Source organism: Clostridium sp. ATCC 25772 (assembly GCF_001573875.1).
GTDB lineage: Bacteria > Bacillota > Clostridia > Clostridiales > Clostridiaceae > Clostridium_J > Clostridium_J senegalense.
Genome location: NZ_LFRG01000046.1, coordinates 1 through 20590 on the forward strand (window position 1 = coordinate 1; position 20590 = coordinate 20590).

The following is a 20590-nucleotide window of genomic DNA, read 5'->3' on the forward strand; positions in this document are numbered from 1 at the left end:
GGCTATACACTTACCACTACTAGGTCGTGTTAGGGACTTTCACCCTTAAGATTACGCCCATGCTGGGCGCACATAAAGATTAGCCATGCAAAATTTTGCATGGCTATTTTTATTAATTTCCACTTTTCATTGGTATATATGGATATATTCTTGATGCTAAATTGCTTATTGGCATTGTTTGAAGATAGACTCTTCCTGGACCTGTTAAAGTTGTTAAAAACAAACCTTCTCCTCCAAACAACATATTTTTCACGCCTTTAACCATTTCTACATCAAAGCTAACTGTAGATTCAAAGGCTGCAACATGTCCTGTATCAACCTTAATTGTTTCTCCTGGTGATAAATCCATTTCTTCAACATGTCCATCAAATTCTAAAAATACTATACCTGGACCTGTCATTCTTTGAAGTATAAAACCCTCTCCTCCGAAAAGACCAGATGATATTCTTTTCTTTAAGTGAATTTTAAATTCAACAGAAGTTTCTGCTGCTAAAAACGCACCCTTTTGACAAATCAAAGTTTGTCCTTGATATAAATTTTTAACTAATAATTTTCCCGGTACTGAGCAAGGGAAAGCTATAGTTCCTTGTCCATTCGTACATGTAAATGTATTTAAAAATAAACTATCACCTGATAAAGCTCTTCCTATTCCCCCAAATAGCCCGCCTTTCATATTAGTATCCATAACAATATTCTCACTCATCCAGCCCATAGCACCTGATTCGGATACTACAGTTTCTCCCTGGTCTAATGTACATATTGCTACTGGCATGTTCCCACCTTTTATTTCATAATTCATAAAACACCTCTTAAATATTTTTTATAATATTATATATGTATAATATCGAAAAAAAAAATGTTTTTTATAACAAATATAATAAAATGTTTAATTAATCCAACATATGCACAATTTATTAATAATATAATACTTGAAATTGTAACATTATAATAGTATAATGTTATTTACATAATGAATATTGTATGGAGAGATGTCCGAGCGGCTGAAGGAGCACGCCTGGAACGCGTGTGTAGGGGAAACTCTACCGAGGGTTCGAATCCCTCTCTCTCCGCCATGTCGTACTAGACGGGGAGTTAGCGGTGCCCTGCACCTGCAATCCGCTATAGCAGGGTTGAATTCCTCGCCTAGGTATTAATTTGTATGGTCTGGCCTATGTAAGTGGCGTTGATAACTGGGTCCCACGCAATAAAGACTCATGAACCTCGTCAGGTCTGGAAGGAAGCAGCGATAAGTGAGCCCCTTTATGTGCCGTGGATTAACCTGGTTTGAGTTAACTACATAGGTAACGCATATAAATTAATATCGAAGCGAGGTGTACGACTTTAAATCTTAAAAGTACAAGATGCATTTTTGCATCTTTTTTTTATACATAAAAAATTATATTATATTATATATAAGCTTAATTATAAAGTTTATAGTATTTCGTTTTAATTGTTGTAAATACTTTATAATATTATTGGTAAGATATGAGGTGAAACTATGGGTTATACTGCACTATATAGGAAATTTAGACCCCAAAAATTTGAGGATGTTGTTGGTCAAAACCATATAAGCACTACATTAAAAAATGCAATAAAGAGCGAAAGAATAGCTCATGCATATTTACTATGCGGAACAAGAGGAACCGGTAAGACCTCTACCGCTAAAATTTTTTCTAAAGCAGTAAATTGTCTTAATTCTCAAGATGGTGAACCATGTAATGAGTGTGAAATGTGCATTAAGATAAATAATGGAACTGCTATAGATGTAGTTGAGTTAGACGCAGCCTCTCATAATAAAGTAGATAATATAAGGGATATTATAGATGATGTACAATATCCTCCTCAAGAATCTAAATATAAGGTTTATATTATAGATGAAGTTCATATGTTATCTCAAGGTGCTGTTAATGCATTCTTAAAAACTTTAGAAGAACCACCTAGTTATGTTATATTTGTTTTAGCAACAACTGATCCACAAAAGTTACCTATAACAATACTTTCTAGGTGTCAAAAATTTGATTTTAAACGAATTAAAAATGATGATATATTTTTAAGACTTAAACAAATAACTGATATTTTAGGTGTTTATGCTGAAGATAAAAGCTTAAAACTAATTGCTAGAATATGTGATGGTGCAATGAGAGATGCCCTAAGTATTTTAGATCAAGCTATATCCATGAGTGATAACAAAGTTGAGTATGACAATATAGTTAAAATGCTTGGTCTTATGACCAATGATGATTTAATAACTCTTACAGACTTTATAATTTTAAAGGATATTGAAGGTGCCGTTAAAACCATTAATAATGCTATATCTTCCGGTAAAGATGTAAATTTATTTATTAAAGATCTTACTAAACATATGAGAGATTTAATGATGGTAAAGGTCACTGAAAATCCAGAAGAAGTTTTAGAAATGTCTATAGAAAATATAGAACTTTTAAAACTTCAAAGCGAAAAATTAAGAGTTGAAGAAATAATGAGATATATAAAAATACTTCAAGACACAGAAGAAAACGCTAAATATTCAAAGCAAGGAAGAATTTATCTTGAACTTGCTATAATAAAAATGTGTAAATTTGAATATGATACATCTCAAGAAGTAATTTTATCTAGAATTAATAAGATCGAAAATACTATAAAAAATGGTATAGTCTCAAATATAGTTTCTAATAATAAAGCTATTGATGAAAATAAAATATCAACTAAAAAAGATATATATGTACCTAAAGATTCAACACCTGAGACTTCTATAGAAGACAATGATATAACTTTTGAAAATTGCTCTATTGACTTTGATACTGTAAATAAATCATTTAAAGACATTCAACAGCTATTAAAATCTAGAAAAAACATGGTTTTAGCAGCAGCACTGATGGTTGGAAAAATAAACTATGTTAAAGGGAATAGAATAAATATTATATTTGAAAAACAATATGAATTTCATAAAAAAAGATTAGAAAAAGAAGGCAATAGAAAAATTATAAACTCTATTTTTTCAGAAATTTTAAAGGCCAACGTTGTAGTAGACTATTCTATAGATAAACCACAAGAAGAATCTATATCTAAAGAAGATATACTTTTAAAAACTTTTGGAGAAGATTTAGTAGAAATAATTGATGAATAATATATTAAGATGTTAATATAAATAAAATAAGTAAAATAAATATTAATTTTAGTTACATTATTATCAAATATTATATATACTAATATATTGATAATATATAATATATTTACTTTAATTTAAAGGAGGAATAATTTATGGCAAAAGGTGGATTCCCAGGAATGGGTGGAAATATGAATAATTTAATAAAACAAGCTCAAAAATTCCAAAAACAAATGGAAGATATGCAAAAGGATTTAGAAAATAAAACTTTTGAAGGTAGAGCCGGTGGTGGTGCAGTTACTGCTGTAGTTAATGGAAAAAGAGAATTATTAAAAGTTTCTATTAAACCAGAAGTTGTTGATCCAGATGATGTTGAAATGTTAGAAGATTTAGTTATGCTAGCTTGTAATGAAGCTTTAAAAACAGCTGAAACTCAAACTGCAAACGATATGGGTAAATTAACTGGTGGCCTAAATATGCCTGGTTTATTTTAATAATAAATAAGCTAAAAACTTAGAGGTGAATAAATTGGATTTTTATCCTGTAGCAATAGAAAAGCTTATAGAAGAGTTTTCCAAACTTCCAGGTATAGGAGCAAAAACAGCTCAAAGATTAACCCTTTATGTTCTTAATTTACCTCGTGAAGAGGTTGAGGAGTTTGCTTCAGCTCTTGTTAAGGCAAGAGGAACTATAAAATATTGCCCTGTTTGTGGTAATTTTACTGATTCAACTCCATGCTCTATATGTTCAAATCCTAATAGAGATAAATCAACAATTTGCGTTGTTGAACAACCTAAAGACATAATGACTCTAGAAAAGGTTCAAGAATATAATGGCGTTTATCACGTTCTTCATGGAACAATTTCACCTATGAACGGAAGAGGTCCAGAAGATATAAAACTAAAAGAGTTAGTTACTAGAATAAATGGAGAACCTAAAGAAATAATAGTAGCAACAAATCCTAATATTGAAGGTGAAGCTACTGCTATGTACATTTCTAAAATTTTAAAGCCTTTAGGAGTTAAAGTTACTAGAATAGCTCACGGTGTTCCTGTCGGTGGAGATTTGGAATATTCAGATGAAGTAACCTTATCCAAAGCACTAGAGGGAAGAAAAGAAATCTAGATGTAAATTATAATCAAAAAGAGGAAGCAATTTTAAAATTGCTTCCTTTTATTGTATTTTATATATTCATTAAAAGTATAATAATCCCACTTTATGTAAATAATACTTGTAAAGTAGGAGGTTTATACTATGAATAAAAAACATGTTTTCAAATTAATATTTAAAGGAAAAAAGTATTCTAAAGAAGACATAGATATTATTACTCAATTAAATGATGCTTTGGAAGAATGGCAAAATGCAAAGAATTATTTTCAATTTGTTAGTGATCCTAAATTAATAGATTTAATAATATGTAAAGAAGATGAGGCAAAGTCTAAATACTTATATTTTCTTTCTTTAGCTAAAACCAAAGGCATAACTTTAGATGGAAGTTTAATGTTAGAAGAATTAAGTAGTACCTATAAATAATATTTTTCTCATATACTCCTTAATATTGATATATAATATTACTATAAGGTTCCAAGTTTACTTTTAAAATTATTGAATAAATTTAAATTGGAGCTTGTTTCCCTATATTATAAATTAGGTAATTACCGAGGAGATGATTTTATGGATACTGCTTTAATATTTATTGCTGCTGTTATAGGTTTATTTATAATTGGAAAACTTTTTGCATGGCCAATAAAGATTCTTATGAAGTTAATAATAAATGGAATTGCTGGAGGAATTTTATTATTATTAATCAACTTTGTAGGTGGTCCATTTGGTATATACATAGCAATAAATGCTGTAACTGCTTTAATAGCAGGTTTATTAGGTATTCCAGGCGTACTTTTTTTAATTATTTTTAATCTAATGGTATAATAAAAACCTACTCTATTTTAGAGTAGGTTTTTATTCGTCATCATATATACCTGATAATTTTTTTAACTTTTCTATATCATTTATATAAATTTCTTTAGTTTTTGTATCTATTATTCCTTCATTTTTTAATTCTTTCAAAATTCGAGTTACTGTAACCCTTGAACATCCTATTAAATTGGCTAATTCCTGATGTGTTAAAAGTAAATCTATAGTTTGTCTTCCATCAATATATTTAGGGCTTTGTGTTACTAATCTGTATAAAGTAGATGCTATTCTAACTTTAGGACTTTCCGCTAAAAAATCATATATTTGTGATAAGGCTATCCTATATTTTCTTATAATACTATGAATAAAAAAACTATAATACTCTGGATATTCACTAATTACTTCAGTTAAAACATCATAAGAAATATGGCTTATAACAGAATCTTCTAAGGCTATAATTTTTGAATGTATATGCTCATCTCCAAAATATGATATTTCACCATCTATCTCTCCACTTCTTAAATAAAAGAGTACTTTTTCTTGTCCTGATACTGTAAATGTAATGACTTTAACCTTTCCGGATACAACTATAATTAATTCATTTATATCTATATGGTTTATAGTTTCGTTTTTTTTATATGTAATTAACTTTCCCATTTTACTTAAGTTATTAAGAAAAAAATCTCTCATATTTTTTTGTTTGTCTAAATCAAATAATTTTTTATACATAATGTCACTACCTTTTAATATAAATAAAAAAGAGTAAGCTAACTTACCCTTTTTATTTTATAGTATACCACTTTTTATTTTATATTATTATTTATTTGTCATAAACTTTTTCCAATCACCATGATTTATGTAAGCACTATGTTTATCAAATATTTCTCTATCATTTAATGCATACTTATAAACATAACATTTTTCAACTATATCTTTATCTATATTATACACATCAACAACAATTCTATTATATTCGTTATCTTTACTATTAGGCTCATGATATCCTTCCATCTTATCCATAGCAACTATTACTTCTTCATAGCTGTCTACTTCCATGATTTCACCATAAACATAGTCTTCTCCATCTAATAGCGCTGGATATTTCTTATTTGGCATATGAAATAATTCACCTTTTATTCTGCCTAAATTACACTCTTTTACTTTTCCCTTTAAATATATGTCATAATTAAAAAAGCCAGTTCTTAAACTTCCATAAACAAATATTTTCAATCTTTCTTTTGGCTCTAACATTAGCAAATCGTCCCTCCTGTTATCTTTAGATCTTCACTATTTTCAACTGCAGCTTCTATACATAATTCTAAACCTTTTGATATGTCTTTTAGAGACATATATGGTGTATTAGGTTTTGAAATTACTTGATTTGGTATATACGGAACATGTATAAATCCACCTTTTATATTAGGATACTTTTTGTCTATTAAGTATAGTATCCCATACATAACATGATTACAAACAAAAGTTCCTGCTGTATTTGAAACTGCTGCTGGTATTCCATTATCATTCATTTTTTTTACCATAGCTTTTATTGGTAGACTTGAAAAATATGCTTTTTTACCATCTTCTTCAATCTCTATATCTATAGGTTGGTTTCCTATATTATCTTTTATCCTTGCGTCATCTATATTTATAGCCACTCTTTCTGGATTAATTCCAAATCTTCCACCAGCTTGACCAACTGATATTACAATATCAGGATTATTCATCTTTATAGCCTCATCTATATGTATAACAGACTTTCTAAAAACAGTAGGTATTTCTAACTTTATAACCTCTGCTCCAGATATAATATCTGGTAATAATTTAACCGCCTCTAATGCTGGGTTAACTTTTTCTCCTCCAAAGGGATCAAACCCTGTAATTAAAACTTTCATAATTTTTACCTCCTATGATGTCCTAAAATGCTAAGAAATACATTAATGGTATATGTAAAACCAAAAGTATTATAGCTACCGGTGCTTGATATTTTATAACTGCATTTTTATCTATAGTTTCTAACAATGCTGCTGGCATTACATTAAAGTTTGCTGCCATAGGCGTTAATAATGTTCCACAATATCCTGCTGTTAATGCTAACGCTCCAGCAATTGCCGGATTTGCTCCTTGCGCAAATACAAATGGAATTCCAACACCTGCTGTTATAACTGAAAATGCAGCGAAAGCATTTCCCATTATCATTGTAAATATAGCCATACCTAAACAGTACGCAGTTATTCCTATAAGTATATTTCCACTTGGAATAAAGCTAGATATTCCCCCGGCAATAACCTCACCAACACCTGCTGCAGTAAATAATGATCCTAATGCTGCTAAAAGCTGAGGCAGTATACTTGTAGAGCCAACTGACTGAAGCATTCTATCTCCATCTTCAATTAACATTTTTGGTGTAGCTTTTGTTATTGCAAAAGTTATTAATATTGCTGTAACTGCAGATATACCTATGGCAACTACACCACCTAAAGGTGTAAACTGTGCTATAACAAGAGCCACTACAGCTATTGCAATAGACGGTATAAATATTTTATTTCCTAACTTCTTACATTGTTCATGTGCAAACTCACTACTTAGAGGTTTTAAATTGCCTACCTTAACTTTCTTGCTTGCTGTTAATATTCCTAATACTACTAATAATCCTCCAACTATAGCAGGTGGAATAACTTTACCAAAAATAAAGATTATAGCTAATATACTCCAAAACATCATAGTTCCTATTTTTGCTTTATGATTTTTATCCTTAAACGTACTGAATGCTGTTGTTAACATAAGCAATCCAACCATGGTGTAAAATACTTCTAATAATATATCTGTTATAGCTTTTATATCCATACTAATTCCTCCTTCTTCTAGTTGTGTTTTTTCATTTCTCTCTGTATTGATTTATCTAATAAGTAATTTTGCAATGCTACTAATAAAAATGTTATTAAAGCTACTGGTATTGATGCTTTAGCTATATCTAAAGTGTTTGCTGTATATCCCAATTCAGTTAAAGTTCCAGCTATTAACAGTACCCCTGAACTTGCCATAAATACATTTTGAGCAAAGAAATTACCGTAGTTTTCCATAGCTGCTGCTGCACCTTTTATCTTATCCTCTAGTTTTTCATCTATTTCTCCATATTTTCCAACTGCCGCACCTTGAGCCATAGGGTTTATTAAAGGTCTTATAAATTGAGCATGACCACCTAATCTAACGGATGCTGCTGCAGCTGCCTCTCTTATAAATAGATATAAAGTAAGAGTTTTTCCTGTTGATAAATTTTTAGCTTTACTTATAAGTTCTATAGCTCTTTCTTTTAACCCGTATCTTTCACACATTCCTATGACCGGTAATGTCAATATAAAAAGCGACATATGTCTTTGACTAACAAAAGTAGAACCTAATATTTCTAAAATCTCAATAAAACTTATATTTGCTACTATACCTGTCACAACACCAGCTGATACAACTACAGCTATAGTATCTAATTTTAAAGCAAAACCTATAATAACTATAACAATTCCTATAAGTGTCATTTATTACATCCCTTTCTTTTTCAGATTTATCTTTTAAGTTTGTTTTTTTAGATTATACTGATAATTAATTTTTTATTCTGTATCTGTATATACAAATTTATAAAAATAAGCCTTTTGTTTACTAAAAATTAATATTTGCTTATATATTTAGCCTATTTTTTGATATGAAGTTTAATATTAAATTTAATTAATATAATATTATAAATATTATTATTATTTTTTATTTTGTATATATTAACGAATATGTATCAATTGTTAAATATTTTTACAATGTTCCAAATTTTTGGAAAATTATGATAAAATATTAATATGGTAGTAGTTATAAGTTATTATTTAGGGGGTGTTTATATGGGGAATATTTTAAATAAAGAAAAAACTAAATTTAAAAAATTAAAAAGAAGATATAAAAAAACTGATTCTAAAATAAAATCTTCTAAAAATGACTTGTTAAAAGAAAAACTCATTAGTTTTAAAGCCTTAAAAAAATTCACTAAAAACAACAAAAACTCTATAGGTTTAAAAATTTCTGCTACTATAAGTATTATAGTTATAGCCGCAATGATAATAACTACTAGTTTTATTTATATAAAAGGTTCAGCTATAATTTCAAATTTAAGCGAACATAGTTTAGAAACTATTGTTGAAAAATCTATAGATACAATTTCTACAATGATAGAAAAATATACTAGCGAAACGGTTTCCCTTTCTAATGATTCCTTTGCTTTTGAGGCTTTATCAAACTCAAAAGCTAATAATAAAAATATATTAAACACCTTTGATAATTACTTAAAAAATACACCTTCTGTTGAAAGATTGTCTTTAATAGATTTAAATGGTGTAGTAATAGCAGATAGTGAAAGAGATATGATAAATAAAAATGTATCAGATAAAAGTTTTCACGGCGTCAGTTCCTCCGGTGGTCAATTTGTAAGTAATTCTTTTAAATCTGAGAAAACACAAAAAAATGTTATGGTCTTTACTAATCCAGTAAAAGATTATACTAATCATGGACAATGCATAGGATATGTTGCTTCTTATGTTCTAGTTGACAGTTTTTCCAAGTATTTAAAAGACATAAATATTAATAAAGATGCAGTAACTCTTACAAGTTTACTAGATGAAAACGGAATATATATTCATAGTTCTAATTCTGAATTATTAGGTACTGAATTGAATGTGGATGAACTTAAACAGATTGTAAAAAAAGCAAAAAATGGAATGAAAGTAAACATTTCATCAGTAAAATTCAAAGAAAATAAAGATACACTTATTGGTTCCTATGGTGTAATTCCTAAAACTAATTGGACTTTAGTTTTATATACAAATGAGAGAAATCTTCTTTCTCCACTTAGTGATTTAACTAAAACTATAGTACTTATCGCTGTTGTAGTTTCTTTAATTTGTTTAGTATTTGCTTTTATAATAGCAAAGTTTTTAATAAAGCCAATATTAGTAGCAAAAGATTTAGTTATAAAAACAGCTAAATTAGATCTATCACAAGATAATATAAAAATATCTAAATTAGGTAAAGATGAAATAGGAGAAATATCTTCTTCTGTAATAGATATGAGAAAAGTTCTTAGAGAAGTTGTGACAGAGCTTTCTGAAGTGGAAAATATAATTACTTCTAACGTTCAAGTTGTTGAAAATTCTATAGAAAAACTTAAAAAGAATGCAGAGGAAACTTTTAATGATGTTTCAGTTTTATCTTATGGTCTTCAACAGACGGCTGCTACCTCAGAAGAAATGAATGCTTCTTCTGAGAAAATGAAAGTTGGAATAGATTCTATAGCTTCTGAATCACTTAATGGATCTGAAATAGCAAAATCCATAGTTAAAAAAGCTTTAGAATTTGAGAACTCCTCTTTACAGTCTAAAGAATTAACTGTTAACTTATATTCTGATGTAAAAAAAGAATTAGAACATGCACTTGAAACGTCGAAGGGTGTAAATCAAATACATGGACTTGCTAATGCTATAATGCAGATAACAGAGCAAACAAATCTTTTAGCGTTAAATGCTGCAATTGAAGCAGCTAGAGCTGGTGATGCTGGTAGGGGTTTTGCTGTTGTAGCTGAAGAAGTAAGAAAATTAGCACTTGAATCTAGAAAAACTGCTGCTAATATACAAAATTTAGTTAAAATTGTATATAATTCAGTAGAAAGTCTTTCTATTAGTTCTAAAAAAATGATAGATTTTATGGAATCTCAACTTAACTCAGATTATGAAAAAATGATTGAAACTGGTAAATCTTATTCTAAAGATGCTTCTTCTTTTGACAATTTTATGATTGATTTTAGTAAAGAAGCTCAAAATTTAAATATATATGTATCCGGATTAGTAGATGCTATAGATGAAGTTTCTCACACTATAAATGAAGGCGCAAATGGAACTTTGAATATATCTAATAAAACGGAAGAAATTGCATTAAAGCTAACTAATATTAATGATGCTTGCCTAAACAACAGGGATAGCGCATTAAGACTAACTAATATAACCTCTAAATTTAAACTATAAAAAAGATGCACTTTTAATGGTGCATCTTTTTTATAGTACCTATTCTTTCACCTATATTCACTGATGTTTCTATCCCTTTTTCACTTTGATTTTTTATATCTTCATCAATTGTTATAACATCTTTTTTTACTAAGAGGATTACTGTAGACCCACCAAATTTAAAATATCCTTTTTCTTCACCTTTACATATTTTAGAGTTTTCATTATATGTTTGAATTATTGAACCTACGCAGGTGGCCCCCACTTCTATATAAACTATTTCTTTAAAATTATCACTTTTAAATACACTGTACTCCCTTTTATTTTCTATGAAAACTTTATCTACTTTTTCGAGAGCTATTGGATTTACTGAATAATATTTTCCTTTTATCTTTTTCGTCTTTAAACATACTCCATCATCAATAAAATGAAACCTATGATAATCTGTTGGGCATAGCCTAAATATAAGGCTTAATCCCCCTTCATATTCTTTAGCTAGTTTACCATCTCCTAATAAATCTTCTATACTATAATCAAATCCTTTAATATTAATTGTATTTTTCTTAGAACTAATATTGAGTGCTAGTAATTTACTGTCTGCTGGAGAAATAAAAATATCTTTATCCTTACTAAAGATTAACTTTTCTTCTTCTATTCCTCTGTAAAAAAATTCATTAAAGGACTTGTATTCATTTTCCTTATTTTTAAACCTACTCATATCAATATTGAACTCACTAATAAATCCATTTATTTTTTTCCTACTTAATTTACTATTACAATACATTCCGTATAATTTAGATACTACTTTCCTTTTTATAAATAATTCTAAGAATGTCTTTCCTACAGGTGATTCATATGTCCATCTTAAAATTTTCTCCCCTGCTATATTTTCTATTTCATATTTTTCTTTTTTTCTATTATAGTACTTAATCATATTCTTCTCCTAAATAAATTTATACCTTACTTTTTAAGGTACCTAATTTAAAATAATTTATACTTATTAACTATATCATAAAAAAAAGGTTGTTTTAACATAAAAACAACCTTTTTTACCTCTATTTATATACGTCTATATTTCTATATCCTTATCTTTTTCCACACCATCATATTCTCTTGAACTTTTTACTACTAATCCACTTAATACTAATAACGCAATTAAATTTGGTATAACCATTAATCCATTAAATGTATCTGCTAATTCCCAAACTAAATCTACTTTTAAAGTTGAACCAATAACAATTATAACCATTACTAATATTCTATATATATTCAATGCCTTTTTTCCAAATAAATATTTTATGTTTGATTCACCAAAGAAGTACCATCCTATTATTGTTGAAAAAGCAAAGAATAATAAGCAAATAGCTATGAACCCTTGTCCAAAATTACCTAGTGTTAGCTCAAACGCCTTTTGAGTTAATGCTATACCTTTTAACCCTTCCATGTTGTTAGCTCCACTTGTTATTATAGCTAATGCTGTTAATGTTAATATTACAAAAGTATCAATAAACACACTAACTATTGCAACTGATCCTTGTTCACATGGATGCTTCACCTTCGCAACAGCATGAGCATGTGGAGTTGAACCCATACCAGCTTCATTAGAGAATAAACCTCTTGCTACACCATATCTTACCGCTTGTTTTACAGTAACACCTATAGCTCCTCCCATAACTGCCTGAGGGTTAAAAGCACCAACAACTATCGCTTTGAAAGCTGGTAGTATTTCACTTCCGTTCATTCCTATTATTATAACTGCTGTAACTATATAAAATGCTGCCATTATAGGTACTATTTTTTCAGTAACAGATGCTATACGTCCCATACCTCCAAAAAATACAAAACCTGCTAATATAGAAACTAATATACCTATAATTAAAGGTGAAAAACCAAATGCATTATTAAATGCATCAGATATCGAATTGGCCTGCACTGCATTTCCCATAAAAGCTAATGCTAATATACAAGCTATTGCAAAAAATGTTGCTAGAAAAGACCCTATCTTTTTATTTTTTATACCATTTTTAATATAATATGCTGGTCCACCAGTAACCTCACCTTCAACTTTAGTTCTAAATAGTTGAGCAAGTACTGCCTCTGCATAAATTGTTGACATTCCAAAAAATGCACTTACCCACATCCAAAATATAGCTCCTGGTCCTCCTGAAGCTATTGCTGTCGCAGCTCCAGCTAAGTTTCCTGTACCAACTTGTGCCGCTATTGCTGTTGCTACTGCCTGGAATGAACTCATACCATCTTCTCCAGCTTTTTTACCTCTTAAGTTCAATCCACCAAAAATTCGTCTAAATCCCTCACCGAACTTTCTAATCTGCACAAATTTAAGCCTAACTGTGAAATATAAACCTGTACCTAATAACAACACTAATAATACCGAGTCCCACAATACTCCATTTACTTTAATAACAAAATCAAGCAATAAATCCATTAATAATTCCCCCATTCTACCAATGTATATTATAAAGTCACTATAGTTGATAGCATTGATTTAACTGATTTTAAATAAACTATTTGTAACTATAATAATTGATTATTTAATTATAAATATTTCCAATATACTTTAATTATAGATTATGCTTGTACTATTTGAAATGTCTATAAATGTACTTTCTTTAGCTTTTTAGTGTATATTTTGTTAAATATATATTTATTTAAACTATTTTAATAAATATATAATTTTCTCAAAATATAGTATATTCTTAAAATTTTCTTCCCTAAGTTTCTACTAATTTTTTATATAATAAAAATAATATTGTAGAAGATAAATATTTACTTTACCTAATAATATCTTCCCCAACCAGAGGTGATAGTTTTATACATAGCAAAACTTTTAAAATTATGTACTTTCATATAAAAAACCGTAGGCTATATAAACCTACGATTTTAAAAAATTTAATTTTTATAACAGAGCCCAATTATACTATTTCGTTTTTTATTGCTTCTACTACATTACTTTTTTTAACACATGTTGAAGAAAAATAATATGATAAGAAAATAGATATAATTATAAGCATAGTATACCCTAGAATTACACCTAATGGTAAAACAGATATGAACTGAGCCCATGTTATTGGCATTATTTTTAATATAAACCAACAAATAAGTAATACTATTGGAATACTGACAATAATAGGTGTTGCAGCGAAAAATAAACCTTCTAACATCAGTATTTTATTTAATCCTTTTGGCGTTAATCCTACTGATCTAAGTATAGCAAATTCTCTCTTACGTAATCTAAGATTATTGGAAATAGTAGAAAAAGCATTAAAAATACCAATTAACCCAATCATTAATGCTATAGCAAAAACACTAATGTCTGTAGCTTTTTGAACTAATTCATCGTGATTTTTTTCTTCTAATAAACTCCATATAGTAAAATCTTCACTTCCAAGATAAGAATTACAAATCTTATTTAATTCTTCCTTTATGCTTGGACTAGCCTCATCACCAACCAACAAATCAATTGACATACTGCCGGATTCAAGTATACGTTCTGGCATAAAATTACTAACTATTTTCTGATATGTTTTCATAGGTACTATACAAGCTACGCTGTATCCACCCATTCCTAATTCCCCTGGAAATACCTCTGTCACAGCTCCTACTTGAAAATTAAATTCATAATTTGCATTCATATCATTTTCTACTTTTTCATTTAAAACTAGCTCATCACCCTCTTTTATATTTAGCAATGGCATTTTTTGTCTAATTTTTGAATCCTTTGGTGTATGATATGAACTGTCTAATAGTATTCCTGTAACTACACCATCTTGATAGTACTTATCAGAATTAATACCAACTTCTTCACAATACTTTTTAAATGATTCATCGCTTAATCCAACTAGATTTGATATAATTCTATGTTTTCCATTTTCATTTAATACATTGTATTTTATGGTGTTTACCCCATCAAATCCTCCAGATTTAGCAAAAATATCTGACTCTTGTTCTGATGTTACATAGGTTGTAGTACGTACGTCTCTTCTAATTACGTTCCCTTTAACTTCTGGTAGCGAAATAATTTTATTTATCATCTCATCACTTGGTTCATCAGCAATTTTTAAATTAACTCTCATATCATATTGTGTCATTTCACGGTTTTTAGACATACCTAAATTATATATAGATATAAAGGCAATATACCCCACTATTAAGCTAAAACATATTGAAAGAGATAGTACAGCTGTACGTAAACTTTTTTTGTTAGCTGAAAATTGCGATCTTGCTAACTCCCCTTCTGTACCAAATATTTTATTAATCATTCGGTGGCTTTTTTGTTTTTTCAATTTTACTTTATTACTATTCTGACGTATTCCAACAATAGCTGGTACTTTCGCTACTTTTCTTGCTGGAATATATGCTGATATTAAAACAGTAATCAATGAAATAATGATAGCAAAACCAACTACTACCCATGAGAAGGAAATATCTATTTTTCTAAAACCTTCTACAGCACTAAGAATTTTATTAACTTTAAAAACAACCATATAACTAAATAGATATCCTGTTATAATACCTATTGGCAATTGAATAATCCATAGCAAAAACCCTTCATATATAACAGAATGCCTAATTTGCCTTGGAGTTGCTCCTAAACTTTTTAGAATGCCTAGTTGTTTAATCCTACTATTAGCAGATAGTGAAAATGCATTATAGATAATAAGGATAAATGTTCCCATAACTAGTAAAGTAAGTATTATTACCATTGATATTATTCCAATGATTTGAGTGCTTTCATCATTTTTATTGGTAATTCCATATAAAGTTAATAAAGATGTGTTGTACCTAACGTTATATTGTCCATGTTCATCCTTAGTTAATCCCGCAGACTTAGCTATTTGGGGTAATATCTCATATATTTTACGTGGGTTCACTAAACGCATATAAACCGTAAGTTCATCTTCAGGTCGAATTTGTGAAGGATCCAAGTATCCCATAGCACTATATCCGGGAAATATAGACATCTCTCCAGAAATATCTATCTCTCCAACTATTGTATACATCTTAGTCTCTATTTCTTTAAAAGTCTCCCCTGTTTGTTTATAACTGTTTCCTCTAATTACTTTATCACCTAACATACGATTACCTGTAGGAATAGTTAATTTATCACCAATTTTATATGAAGGATTCTCCACGAAAAATAATTTTGATACAACAATTTCTCCATATTTTTCTGGAAATTTACCTTTCGTAAGATTATCTTTCAAATCCAGATCAGACCAATAATTTGCATCTGCATCTCTCATTAATAGATAGGGACGTTTTGTATTTGAAAGTTTAGCAGTAATCCACGATCCTTTAATCATGGTGGTTTCAACCTCTGGGTTTTCTGTTACATATTTAAATTTATCACCTGATATAGAATCCCATAATTCCCCATGCCAATAACCTTCCTGTTCTATTGTTGAGGTTACTTTTCCTTTCCATACAGTATGTACAAATATACATAGTGAACATAGAAGTGCTGAGGAAATTATAATAGCAATCATTATGGAAATTGTATGTCGCTTACTTTTTCTCAAATGATTATATGTATATTCATTCATAATATTCATTGCTTAATCACCTCATCTGATACAATTTTACCATCATCTATTCTAATCATTCGATCTGCTGATAATGCAATTTTTTCATCATGAGTAATCATTAAAATAGTCTGGTTATACTCTTTATTTGAAATTTTTAACATTTCAAGAATACTCTCAGAATTTTTTCTATCAAGGTTTCCAGTAGGTTCATCTGCTAAAATAATAGAAGGTCTATAAATTAATGAGCGACCGATAGCAACCCTTTGCTGCTGACCACCTGAAAGTTGGTTTGGTAGATGATTAAGTCTTTCGTTTAAACCAAGCATTTTTGCAACCTTATCAAATTCTTCTCTTTTAGGATTTCTACCATCTAACAACATAGGTAATAATATATTTTTTTCAACAGTTATTGTAGGAATAAGATTGAAAAACTGATATATTAAACCTACTTTTCGTCGACGAAATAAAGCTAATTTAGTTTCATTCATTGATGAAATATTAGTGCCATCGATATATATTTTTCCACTTGTAGGTTTATCCACTCCCCCTAACATATGAAGGAGTGTAGATTTACCTGATCCACTAGCTCCAATTATTGAAACAAATTCTCCTTTGTTTATTTTTAAGTTTAAGTTATCTAATGCAGTAACCTTTGTCTCACCTTTTCCGTAAGTTTTTGTAAGATTTTCAACTCTTAATATTTCCAAAATATTTTCCCCTTTCTTATTAACTCATACTTTTAAAGTGTTTATGATTTTTATATGTTTTTTACTACCATTATTTTACCTTTCTTAACTTACATATTGGTGACATGGCTAAAGTATATGAAATAAATGAAAAGTCAAAGATTTGGATCATATTTCACTTTTCATTTATTTTATTATGCATAATTAATTTGTATAAAATTTTATTATAAATTGTGCTCCTCCTGTTTCTTTATTCATAGCAATAATTTCACCATTTTGTTTTTTAATTATTGAATTTGCAAGGGCAAGTCCAATTCCTACACTGTCCTTAGATGAATTTGACCCTTTATAAAATCTAGTAAACAGGTGTGGAATATCTTTATTATTAAATCCTTCGCCGTTATCTTCAATTATTATTTGTGTGCATATAGGGTTTTGTTTATAATCTATAGAAATTTCTCCTCCATTTGGTGTGTGTTCAGAGCAATTTTTAACTATATTTAGAATAGCCTCATTAGTCCAATAAAAATCACCAGAAAAAAACACATCACTATTATCTTTTATAAGAAGCTGTTGGTTCTTTTTTTCTATCATTAAATGTAGAGGTTCAACAGCGACACCTATTAGCTCACAAATATTAATAGGTTTATATTCTAATGTCATTGCATCTGCATCAATTTTTGAAAGTATTAATAATGACGATACTAAATAATTTAAACGTTGTATCTGTGCTGAAATTCTTTCAATATATAAGGCCTCTTCTCCTTCAATAGAGCTGATTTCTAATAATTCAACCATTAATGACATGGACGTAAGAGGAGTTTTAAGCTGATGGGATATATCCGCAAGATTATTACATAGTTTTTCTTTTTCTTTCTTTTCTTTTTCCCTACTTTCTCTAAGCATCATAACTGTTTTATATAATTCATCTTCTAAAATTGAAAAGTCATCTTCTTTTTTATCAGTCTGTATTCTATAAACTCCTTGATTTATGTCATAAAGATATTCTGTTAAAGCTTTTATACGTTTACACTTTATAAAATTTGACACTACCAGTGAGCCTCCAAAATAAAAAAATAGTAAAGAAATTAATAATAAAACACTAATAAATACTTTACTAAATATTTGATGATTATTAAAAATAACTTTAGAATCTTCAAAATAACCATATTGCTCTAATATTTCTTTGCCTTTGTTAATCTTTGTTTCATTTTTCTTTTTTAATGACGATACTAGAGCTTGTTCAATATCAGGATTACCATTAACACCAACTGCTATAAGTTGTGCAGTTCTTTCATAAAAAATCTTCTCTGATTGTTTGTAAGTAAAACCATAAAATATAACACAAAAAAATGTTATATATATGAAACTAGTAAACAACCATATTTTCATACTATTTTTATTCATATAAAATTTAATCCTCCAACCTATAGCCTATTCCTCTAACTGTTTTAATAAAAGATTCATCTTCCAACTTGCCTCTAAGACGTTTTATTGCTACTGATAGTGTATTATTATTTACAAATTCTCCATGAACATCCCATAGGTTTTCTAATAAGACTGTCCTTGTCAATGTTCGATTTTTATTCTCTATTAATTGTAGTAATAAATTATACTCACCAACAGTCAATTCTATTTCATTATTATTTTTATAAACTCTTGTTTGTGACTTTATTACTTTAATATTTTTACACAATAAAATATCTTCTTTTATATTCTGTTTAAGTGTTCTACGTAAAACAGCAGTAATACGAGATTGTAAGACACTTAATTTAAAAGGTTTTATAATATAGTCATCTCCACCCATATCTAATCCTTTTATTATTGTGCTTTCTTCATCTCTAACAGTAAGAAAAATAATAGGTATATCTTTAATTTTTTTTACATAATGACAAAAATCAAATCCTGATCCATCTGGAAGGTTTAAATCTAGTAATATTAAATCTATATCTGTTTTTAAAAGCTCTTTTCCTGATTCTAAATTTTTTCCATGAACAACTTTGTAATTGTTTTTCAATAAAAACGATTTAATTCCAAAAGCTATTGTATCATCATCTTCAATTATCAAAATAGTAACCATATTTTTATCTCCTTTTTCTTAATTTAACTATTTTTATTATACATTAGCTCTTATATTGCTAACTTAGTTCTCTTTGCTTATTAATTGAATAATAACTATTATAACAAAATCATGATACTCTTTTCTTAAAGTCTTAATCTCACCTACATGGAAGACAGTTTTTAATTTCGGAAATATCACACCCTAAATATGTTAAAACAGTAAAAAAACCTAGTAACCATTAAGATTACTAGGTTTATGGTGCGGCGGAGAAGATTCGAACTCCCGACCAACTGGTTCGTAGCCAGCTACTCTATCCAACTGAGCTACCACCGCATATTCAAAAACAAATATATTTTATCAAAAAAACACCGATATGTCAATATATTATACTAAAATATAGTAATTTCATTTTTACTTTTGATAAAAAAATAAAGAACTTAATATTATAAGTTCTTTACTATGGCGGAGAAAGAGGGATTTGAACCCTCGCGCCGGTTACCCGACCTACGCCCTTAGCAGGGGCGCCTCTTCGGCCACTTGAGTATTTCTCCTTATAAAAAAAATTGGCGGAGAGAGTGGGATTCGAACCCACGGTGCGCTCATCACGCACGCCGGTTTTCAAGACCGGTGCCTTAAACCAACTCGACCATCTCTCCACATTAATTATTAACTTATAGTTAGTTTGAATTATTAAACTCTTCTTATCAAAAAAAAGTTTGGCGGAGAGAGTGGGATTCGAACCCACGGTACGCTCATCACGTACGCCGGTTTTCAAGACCGGTGCCTTAAACCAACTCGACCATCTCTCCATTTTAATTTTATTTGATTGTGACTAATGCAATATGGCGGAGAAAGAGGGATTTGAACCCTCGCGCCGGTTACCCGACCTACGCCCTTAGCAGGGGCGCCTCTTCGGCCACTTGAGTATTTCTCCTTAAAGTTTGGCGGAGAGAGTGGGATTCGAACCCACGGTACGCTCATCACGTACGCCGGTTTTCAAGACCGGTGCCTTAAACCAACTCGACCATCTCTCCACATTAATTATTAACTTATAGTTAGTTTGAATTATTAAACTCTTCTTATCAAAAAAAAGTTTGGCGGAGAGAGTGGGATTCGAACCCACGGTACGCTCATCACGTACGCCGGTTTTCAAGACCGGTGCCTTAAACCAACTCGACCATCTCTCCGTGTCACACATATTATTATATTTATTTTAACCTTAACTGTCAAGGTCTTTTTATAAAATTTGA

The 20590-nt window shown here is 29.3% G+C and carries 18 protein-coding genes, 8 tRNA genes and 1 other RNA gene; 8 read left to right on the forward strand and 19 right to left on the reverse strand.

The genetic code is table 11. The features are described 5' to 3' along the window. Window positions 1-112 precede the first annotated feature (112 nt). Window positions 113-799: a TIGR00266 family protein gene (locus AZI32_RS14030; protein WP_061996429.1), complete on the reverse strand. Its 687-nt coding sequence runs from the start codon at window positions 797-799 to the stop codon at window positions 113-115. A 184-nt stretch (window positions 800-983) separates the two neighbouring features. Here AZI32_RS14030 and AZI32_RS14035 point away from each other — a divergent pair. The 7 genes from AZI32_RS14035 to AZI32_RS14065 all read left to right on the forward strand — a co-directional run bounded on the left by AZI32_RS14035 (window position 984) and on the right by AZI32_RS14065 (window position 5035). Then, window positions 984-1073: transfer RNA gene (locus AZI32_RS14035), tRNA-Ser, on the forward strand. Between the two features lie 2 nt (window positions 1074-1075). Then, an RNA gene (gene ffs, locus AZI32_RS14040) (signal recognition particle sRNA large type) lies at window positions 1076-1339 on the forward strand. Window positions 1340-1498: 159 nt separating this feature from the next. Continuing rightward, window positions 1499-3127, forward strand: a complete 1629-nt coding sequence (gene dnaX / locus AZI32_RS14045) for a DNA polymerase III subunit gamma/tau (RefSeq protein ID WP_061996430.1) — start codon at window positions 1499-1501, stop codon at window positions 3125-3127. Between the two features lie 134 nt (window positions 3128-3261). Beyond that, window positions 3262-3600, forward strand: a complete 339-nt coding sequence (locus tag AZI32_RS14050) for a YbaB/EbfC family nucleoid-associated protein (protein ID WP_010299592.1) — start codon at window positions 3262-3264, stop codon at window positions 3598-3600. Between the two features lie 34 nt (window positions 3601-3634). Next, window positions 3635-4231 (forward strand): recombination mediator RecR, encoded by a 597-nt coding sequence (recR, locus tag AZI32_RS14055; protein WP_010299594.1) that lies wholly within the window; start codon window positions 3635-3637, stop codon window positions 4229-4231. Between the two features lie 129 nt (window positions 4232-4360). Next, entirely contained in the window at window positions 4361-4639 is a 279-nt protein-coding gene (locus AZI32_RS14060; RefSeq protein ID WP_061996431.1) for a DUF2508 family protein, read from the forward strand. A gap of 141 nt (window positions 4640-4780) precedes the next feature. Beyond that, the gene (locus AZI32_RS14065) at window positions 4781-5035 is read left to right on the forward strand and encodes a pro-sigmaK processing inhibitor BofA family protein (RefSeq protein WP_061996432.1); all 255 of its coding nucleotides are present in this window, start codon (window positions 4781-4783) and stop codon (window positions 5033-5035) included. Window positions 5036-5065: 30 nt separating this feature from the next. Here the strand turns inward: AZI32_RS14065 and AZI32_RS14070 are convergent, their stop codons facing one another. From AZI32_RS14070 to AZI32_RS14090, 5 genes are all read right to left on the reverse strand, one after another. Further along, window positions 5066-5749 (reverse strand): Crp/Fnr family transcriptional regulator, encoded by a 684-nt coding sequence (locus tag AZI32_RS14070; RefSeq protein ID WP_061996433.1) that lies wholly within the window; start codon window positions 5747-5749, stop codon window positions 5066-5068. Window positions 5750-5836: 87 nt separating this feature from the next. Next, window positions 5837-6271: a gamma-glutamylcyclotransferase family protein gene (locus AZI32_RS14075; protein WP_082761269.1), complete on the reverse strand. Its 435-nt coding sequence runs from the start codon at window positions 6269-6271 to the stop codon at window positions 5837-5839. Next, window positions 6271-6912, reverse strand: coding sequence for a pyroglutamyl-peptidase I (gene pcp, locus AZI32_RS14080; RefSeq protein WP_061996435.1), 642 nt, complete (start codon window positions 6910-6912; stop codon window positions 6271-6273). The genes AZI32_RS14075 and pcp overlap by 1 nt, the downstream gene beginning before the upstream one ends. Before the next feature lie 22 nt (window positions 6913-6934). Next, entirely contained in the window at window positions 6935-7864 is a 930-nt protein-coding gene (locus AZI32_RS14085; RefSeq protein ID WP_061996436.1) for a DUF979 domain-containing protein, read from the reverse strand. A gap of 17 nt (window positions 7865-7881) precedes the next feature. Next, complete coding sequence (locus tag AZI32_RS14090; protein ID WP_061996437.1) at window positions 7882-8550, reverse strand: DUF969 domain-containing protein; 669 nt, start codon at window positions 8548-8550, stop codon at window positions 7882-7884. A gap of 348 nt (window positions 8551-8898) precedes the next feature. Here AZI32_RS14090 and AZI32_RS14095 point away from each other — a divergent pair, with 348 nt between their 5' ends. Then, on the forward strand, window positions 8899-11067 hold the full coding sequence (locus AZI32_RS14095; protein WP_061996438.1) for a methyl-accepting chemotaxis protein: 2169 nt from the start codon (window positions 8899-8901) through the stop codon (window positions 11065-11067). Window positions 11068-11080: 13 nt separating this feature from the next. On the opposite strand, the gene AZI32_RS14100 is transcribed toward AZI32_RS14095, so the two are convergent. From AZI32_RS14100 to AZI32_RS14160, 13 genes are all read right to left on the reverse strand, one after another. Then, window positions 11081-11980, reverse strand: a complete 900-nt coding sequence (locus tag AZI32_RS14100) for a phosphatidylserine decarboxylase (RefSeq protein WP_061996439.1) — start codon at window positions 11978-11980, stop codon at window positions 11081-11083. Between the two features lie 135 nt (window positions 11981-12115). Next, window positions 12116-13492 carry a sodium:alanine symporter family protein gene (locus tag AZI32_RS14105; RefSeq protein ID WP_061996440.1) on the reverse strand — a complete coding sequence of 459 codons (1377 nt, stop codon included), beginning with the start codon at window positions 13490-13492 and terminating at the stop codon, window positions 12116-12118. Window positions 13493-13979: 487 nt separating this feature from the next. Then, window positions 13980-16619, reverse strand: coding sequence for an ABC transporter permease (locus AZI32_RS14110; protein ID WP_061996441.1), 2640 nt, complete (start codon window positions 16617-16619; stop codon window positions 13980-13982). Continuing rightward, window positions 16616-17299 (reverse strand): ABC transporter ATP-binding protein, encoded by a 684-nt coding sequence (locus AZI32_RS14115; RefSeq protein ID WP_010299618.1) that lies wholly within the window; start codon window positions 17297-17299, stop codon window positions 16616-16618. The genes AZI32_RS14110 and AZI32_RS14115 overlap by 4 nt, the downstream gene beginning before the upstream one ends. A 183-nt stretch (window positions 17300-17482) precedes the next feature. After that, window positions 17483-18685, reverse strand: a complete 1203-nt coding sequence (locus AZI32_RS14120) for a HAMP domain-containing sensor histidine kinase (protein ID WP_061996442.1) — start codon at window positions 18683-18685, stop codon at window positions 17483-17485. A 7-nt stretch (window positions 18686-18692) separates the two neighbouring features. After that, entirely contained in the window at window positions 18693-19358 is a 666-nt protein-coding gene (locus AZI32_RS14125; RefSeq protein ID WP_061996443.1) for a response regulator transcription factor, read from the reverse strand. Between the two features lie 238 nt (window positions 19359-19596). Continuing rightward, window positions 19597-19673 (reverse strand) — tRNA-Arg (locus AZI32_RS14130). A 127-nt stretch (window positions 19674-19800) separates the two neighbouring features. After that, window positions 19801-19891: transfer RNA gene (locus AZI32_RS14135), tRNA-Ser, on the reverse strand. Between the two features lie 13 nt (window positions 19892-19904). Next, window positions 19905-19996, reverse strand: a tRNA-Ser gene (locus AZI32_RS14140). A gap of 61 nt (window positions 19997-20057) precedes the next feature. Further along, window positions 20058-20149, reverse strand: a tRNA-Ser gene (locus AZI32_RS14145). Window positions 20150-20183: 34 nt separating this feature from the next. After that, window positions 20184-20274, reverse strand: a tRNA-Ser gene (locus AZI32_RS14150). A gap of 8 nt (window positions 20275-20282) precedes the next feature. Then, window positions 20283-20374: transfer RNA gene (locus AZI32_RS14155), tRNA-Ser, on the reverse strand. Window positions 20375-20435: 61 nt separating this feature from the next. Next, window positions 20436-20527 (reverse strand) — tRNA-Ser (locus tag AZI32_RS14160). Window positions 20528-20590 lie beyond the last annotated feature (63 nt).

What these genes read in the sequence shown, in the direction of transcription:
- AZI32_RS14030 (WP_061996429.1), bottom strand. Translation starts at nt 799, where the DNA reads ATGAATTATGAAATAAAAGGTGGGAACATGCCAGTAGCAATATGTACA.
- dnaX (WP_061996430.1), top strand. Translation starts at nt 1,499, where the DNA reads ATGGGTTATACTGCACTATATAGGAAATTTAGACCCCAAAAATTTGAG.
- AZI32_RS14050 (WP_010299592.1), top strand. Translation starts at nt 3,262, where the DNA reads ATGGCAAAAGGTGGATTCCCAGGAATGGGTGGAAATATGAATAATTTA.
- AZI32_RS14060 (WP_061996431.1), top strand. Translation starts at nt 4,361, where the DNA reads ATGAATAAAAAACATGTTTTCAAATTAATATTTAAAGGAAAAAAGTAT.
- AZI32_RS14065 (WP_061996432.1), top strand. Translation starts at nt 4,781, where the DNA reads ATGGATACTGCTTTAATATTTATTGCTGCTGTTATAGGTTTATTTATA.
- AZI32_RS14070 (WP_061996433.1), bottom strand. Translation starts at nt 5,749, where the DNA reads ATGTATAAAAAATTATTTGATTTAGACAAACAAAAAAATATGAGAGAT.
- AZI32_RS14075 (WP_082761269.1), bottom strand. Translation starts at nt 6,271, where the DNA reads ATGTTAGAGCCAAAAGAAAGATTGAAAATATTTGTTTATGGAAGTTTA.
- pcp (WP_061996435.1), bottom strand. Translation starts at nt 6,912, where the DNA reads ATGAAAGTTTTAATTACAGGGTTTGATCCCTTTGGAGGAGAAAAAGTT.
- AZI32_RS14085 (WP_061996436.1), bottom strand. Translation starts at nt 7,864, where the DNA reads ATGGATATAAAAGCTATAACAGATATATTATTAGAAGTATTTTACACC.
- AZI32_RS14090 (WP_061996437.1), bottom strand. Translation starts at nt 8,550, where the DNA reads ATGACACTTATAGGAATTGTTATAGTTATTATAGGTTTTGCTTTAAAA.
- AZI32_RS14095 (WP_061996438.1), top strand. Translation starts at nt 8,899, where the DNA reads ATGGGGAATATTTTAAATAAAGAAAAAACTAAATTTAAAAAATTAAAA.
- AZI32_RS14100 (WP_061996439.1), bottom strand. Translation starts at nt 11,980, where the DNA reads ATGATTAAGTACTATAATAGAAAAAAAGAAAAATATGAAATAGAAAAT.
- AZI32_RS14105 (WP_061996440.1), bottom strand. Translation starts at nt 13,492, where the DNA reads ATGGATTTATTGCTTGATTTTGTTATTAAAGTAAATGGAGTATTGTGG.
- AZI32_RS14110 (WP_061996441.1), bottom strand. Translation starts at nt 16,619, where the DNA reads ATGAATATTATGAATGAATATACATATAATCATTTGAGAAAAAGTAAG.
- AZI32_RS14120 (WP_061996442.1), bottom strand. Translation starts at nt 18,685, where the DNA reads ATGAATAAAAATAGTATGAAAATATGGTTGTTTACTAGTTTCATATAT.
- AZI32_RS14125 (WP_061996443.1), bottom strand. Translation starts at nt 19,358, where the DNA reads ATGGTTACTATTTTGATAATTGAAGATGATGATACAATAGCTTTTGGA.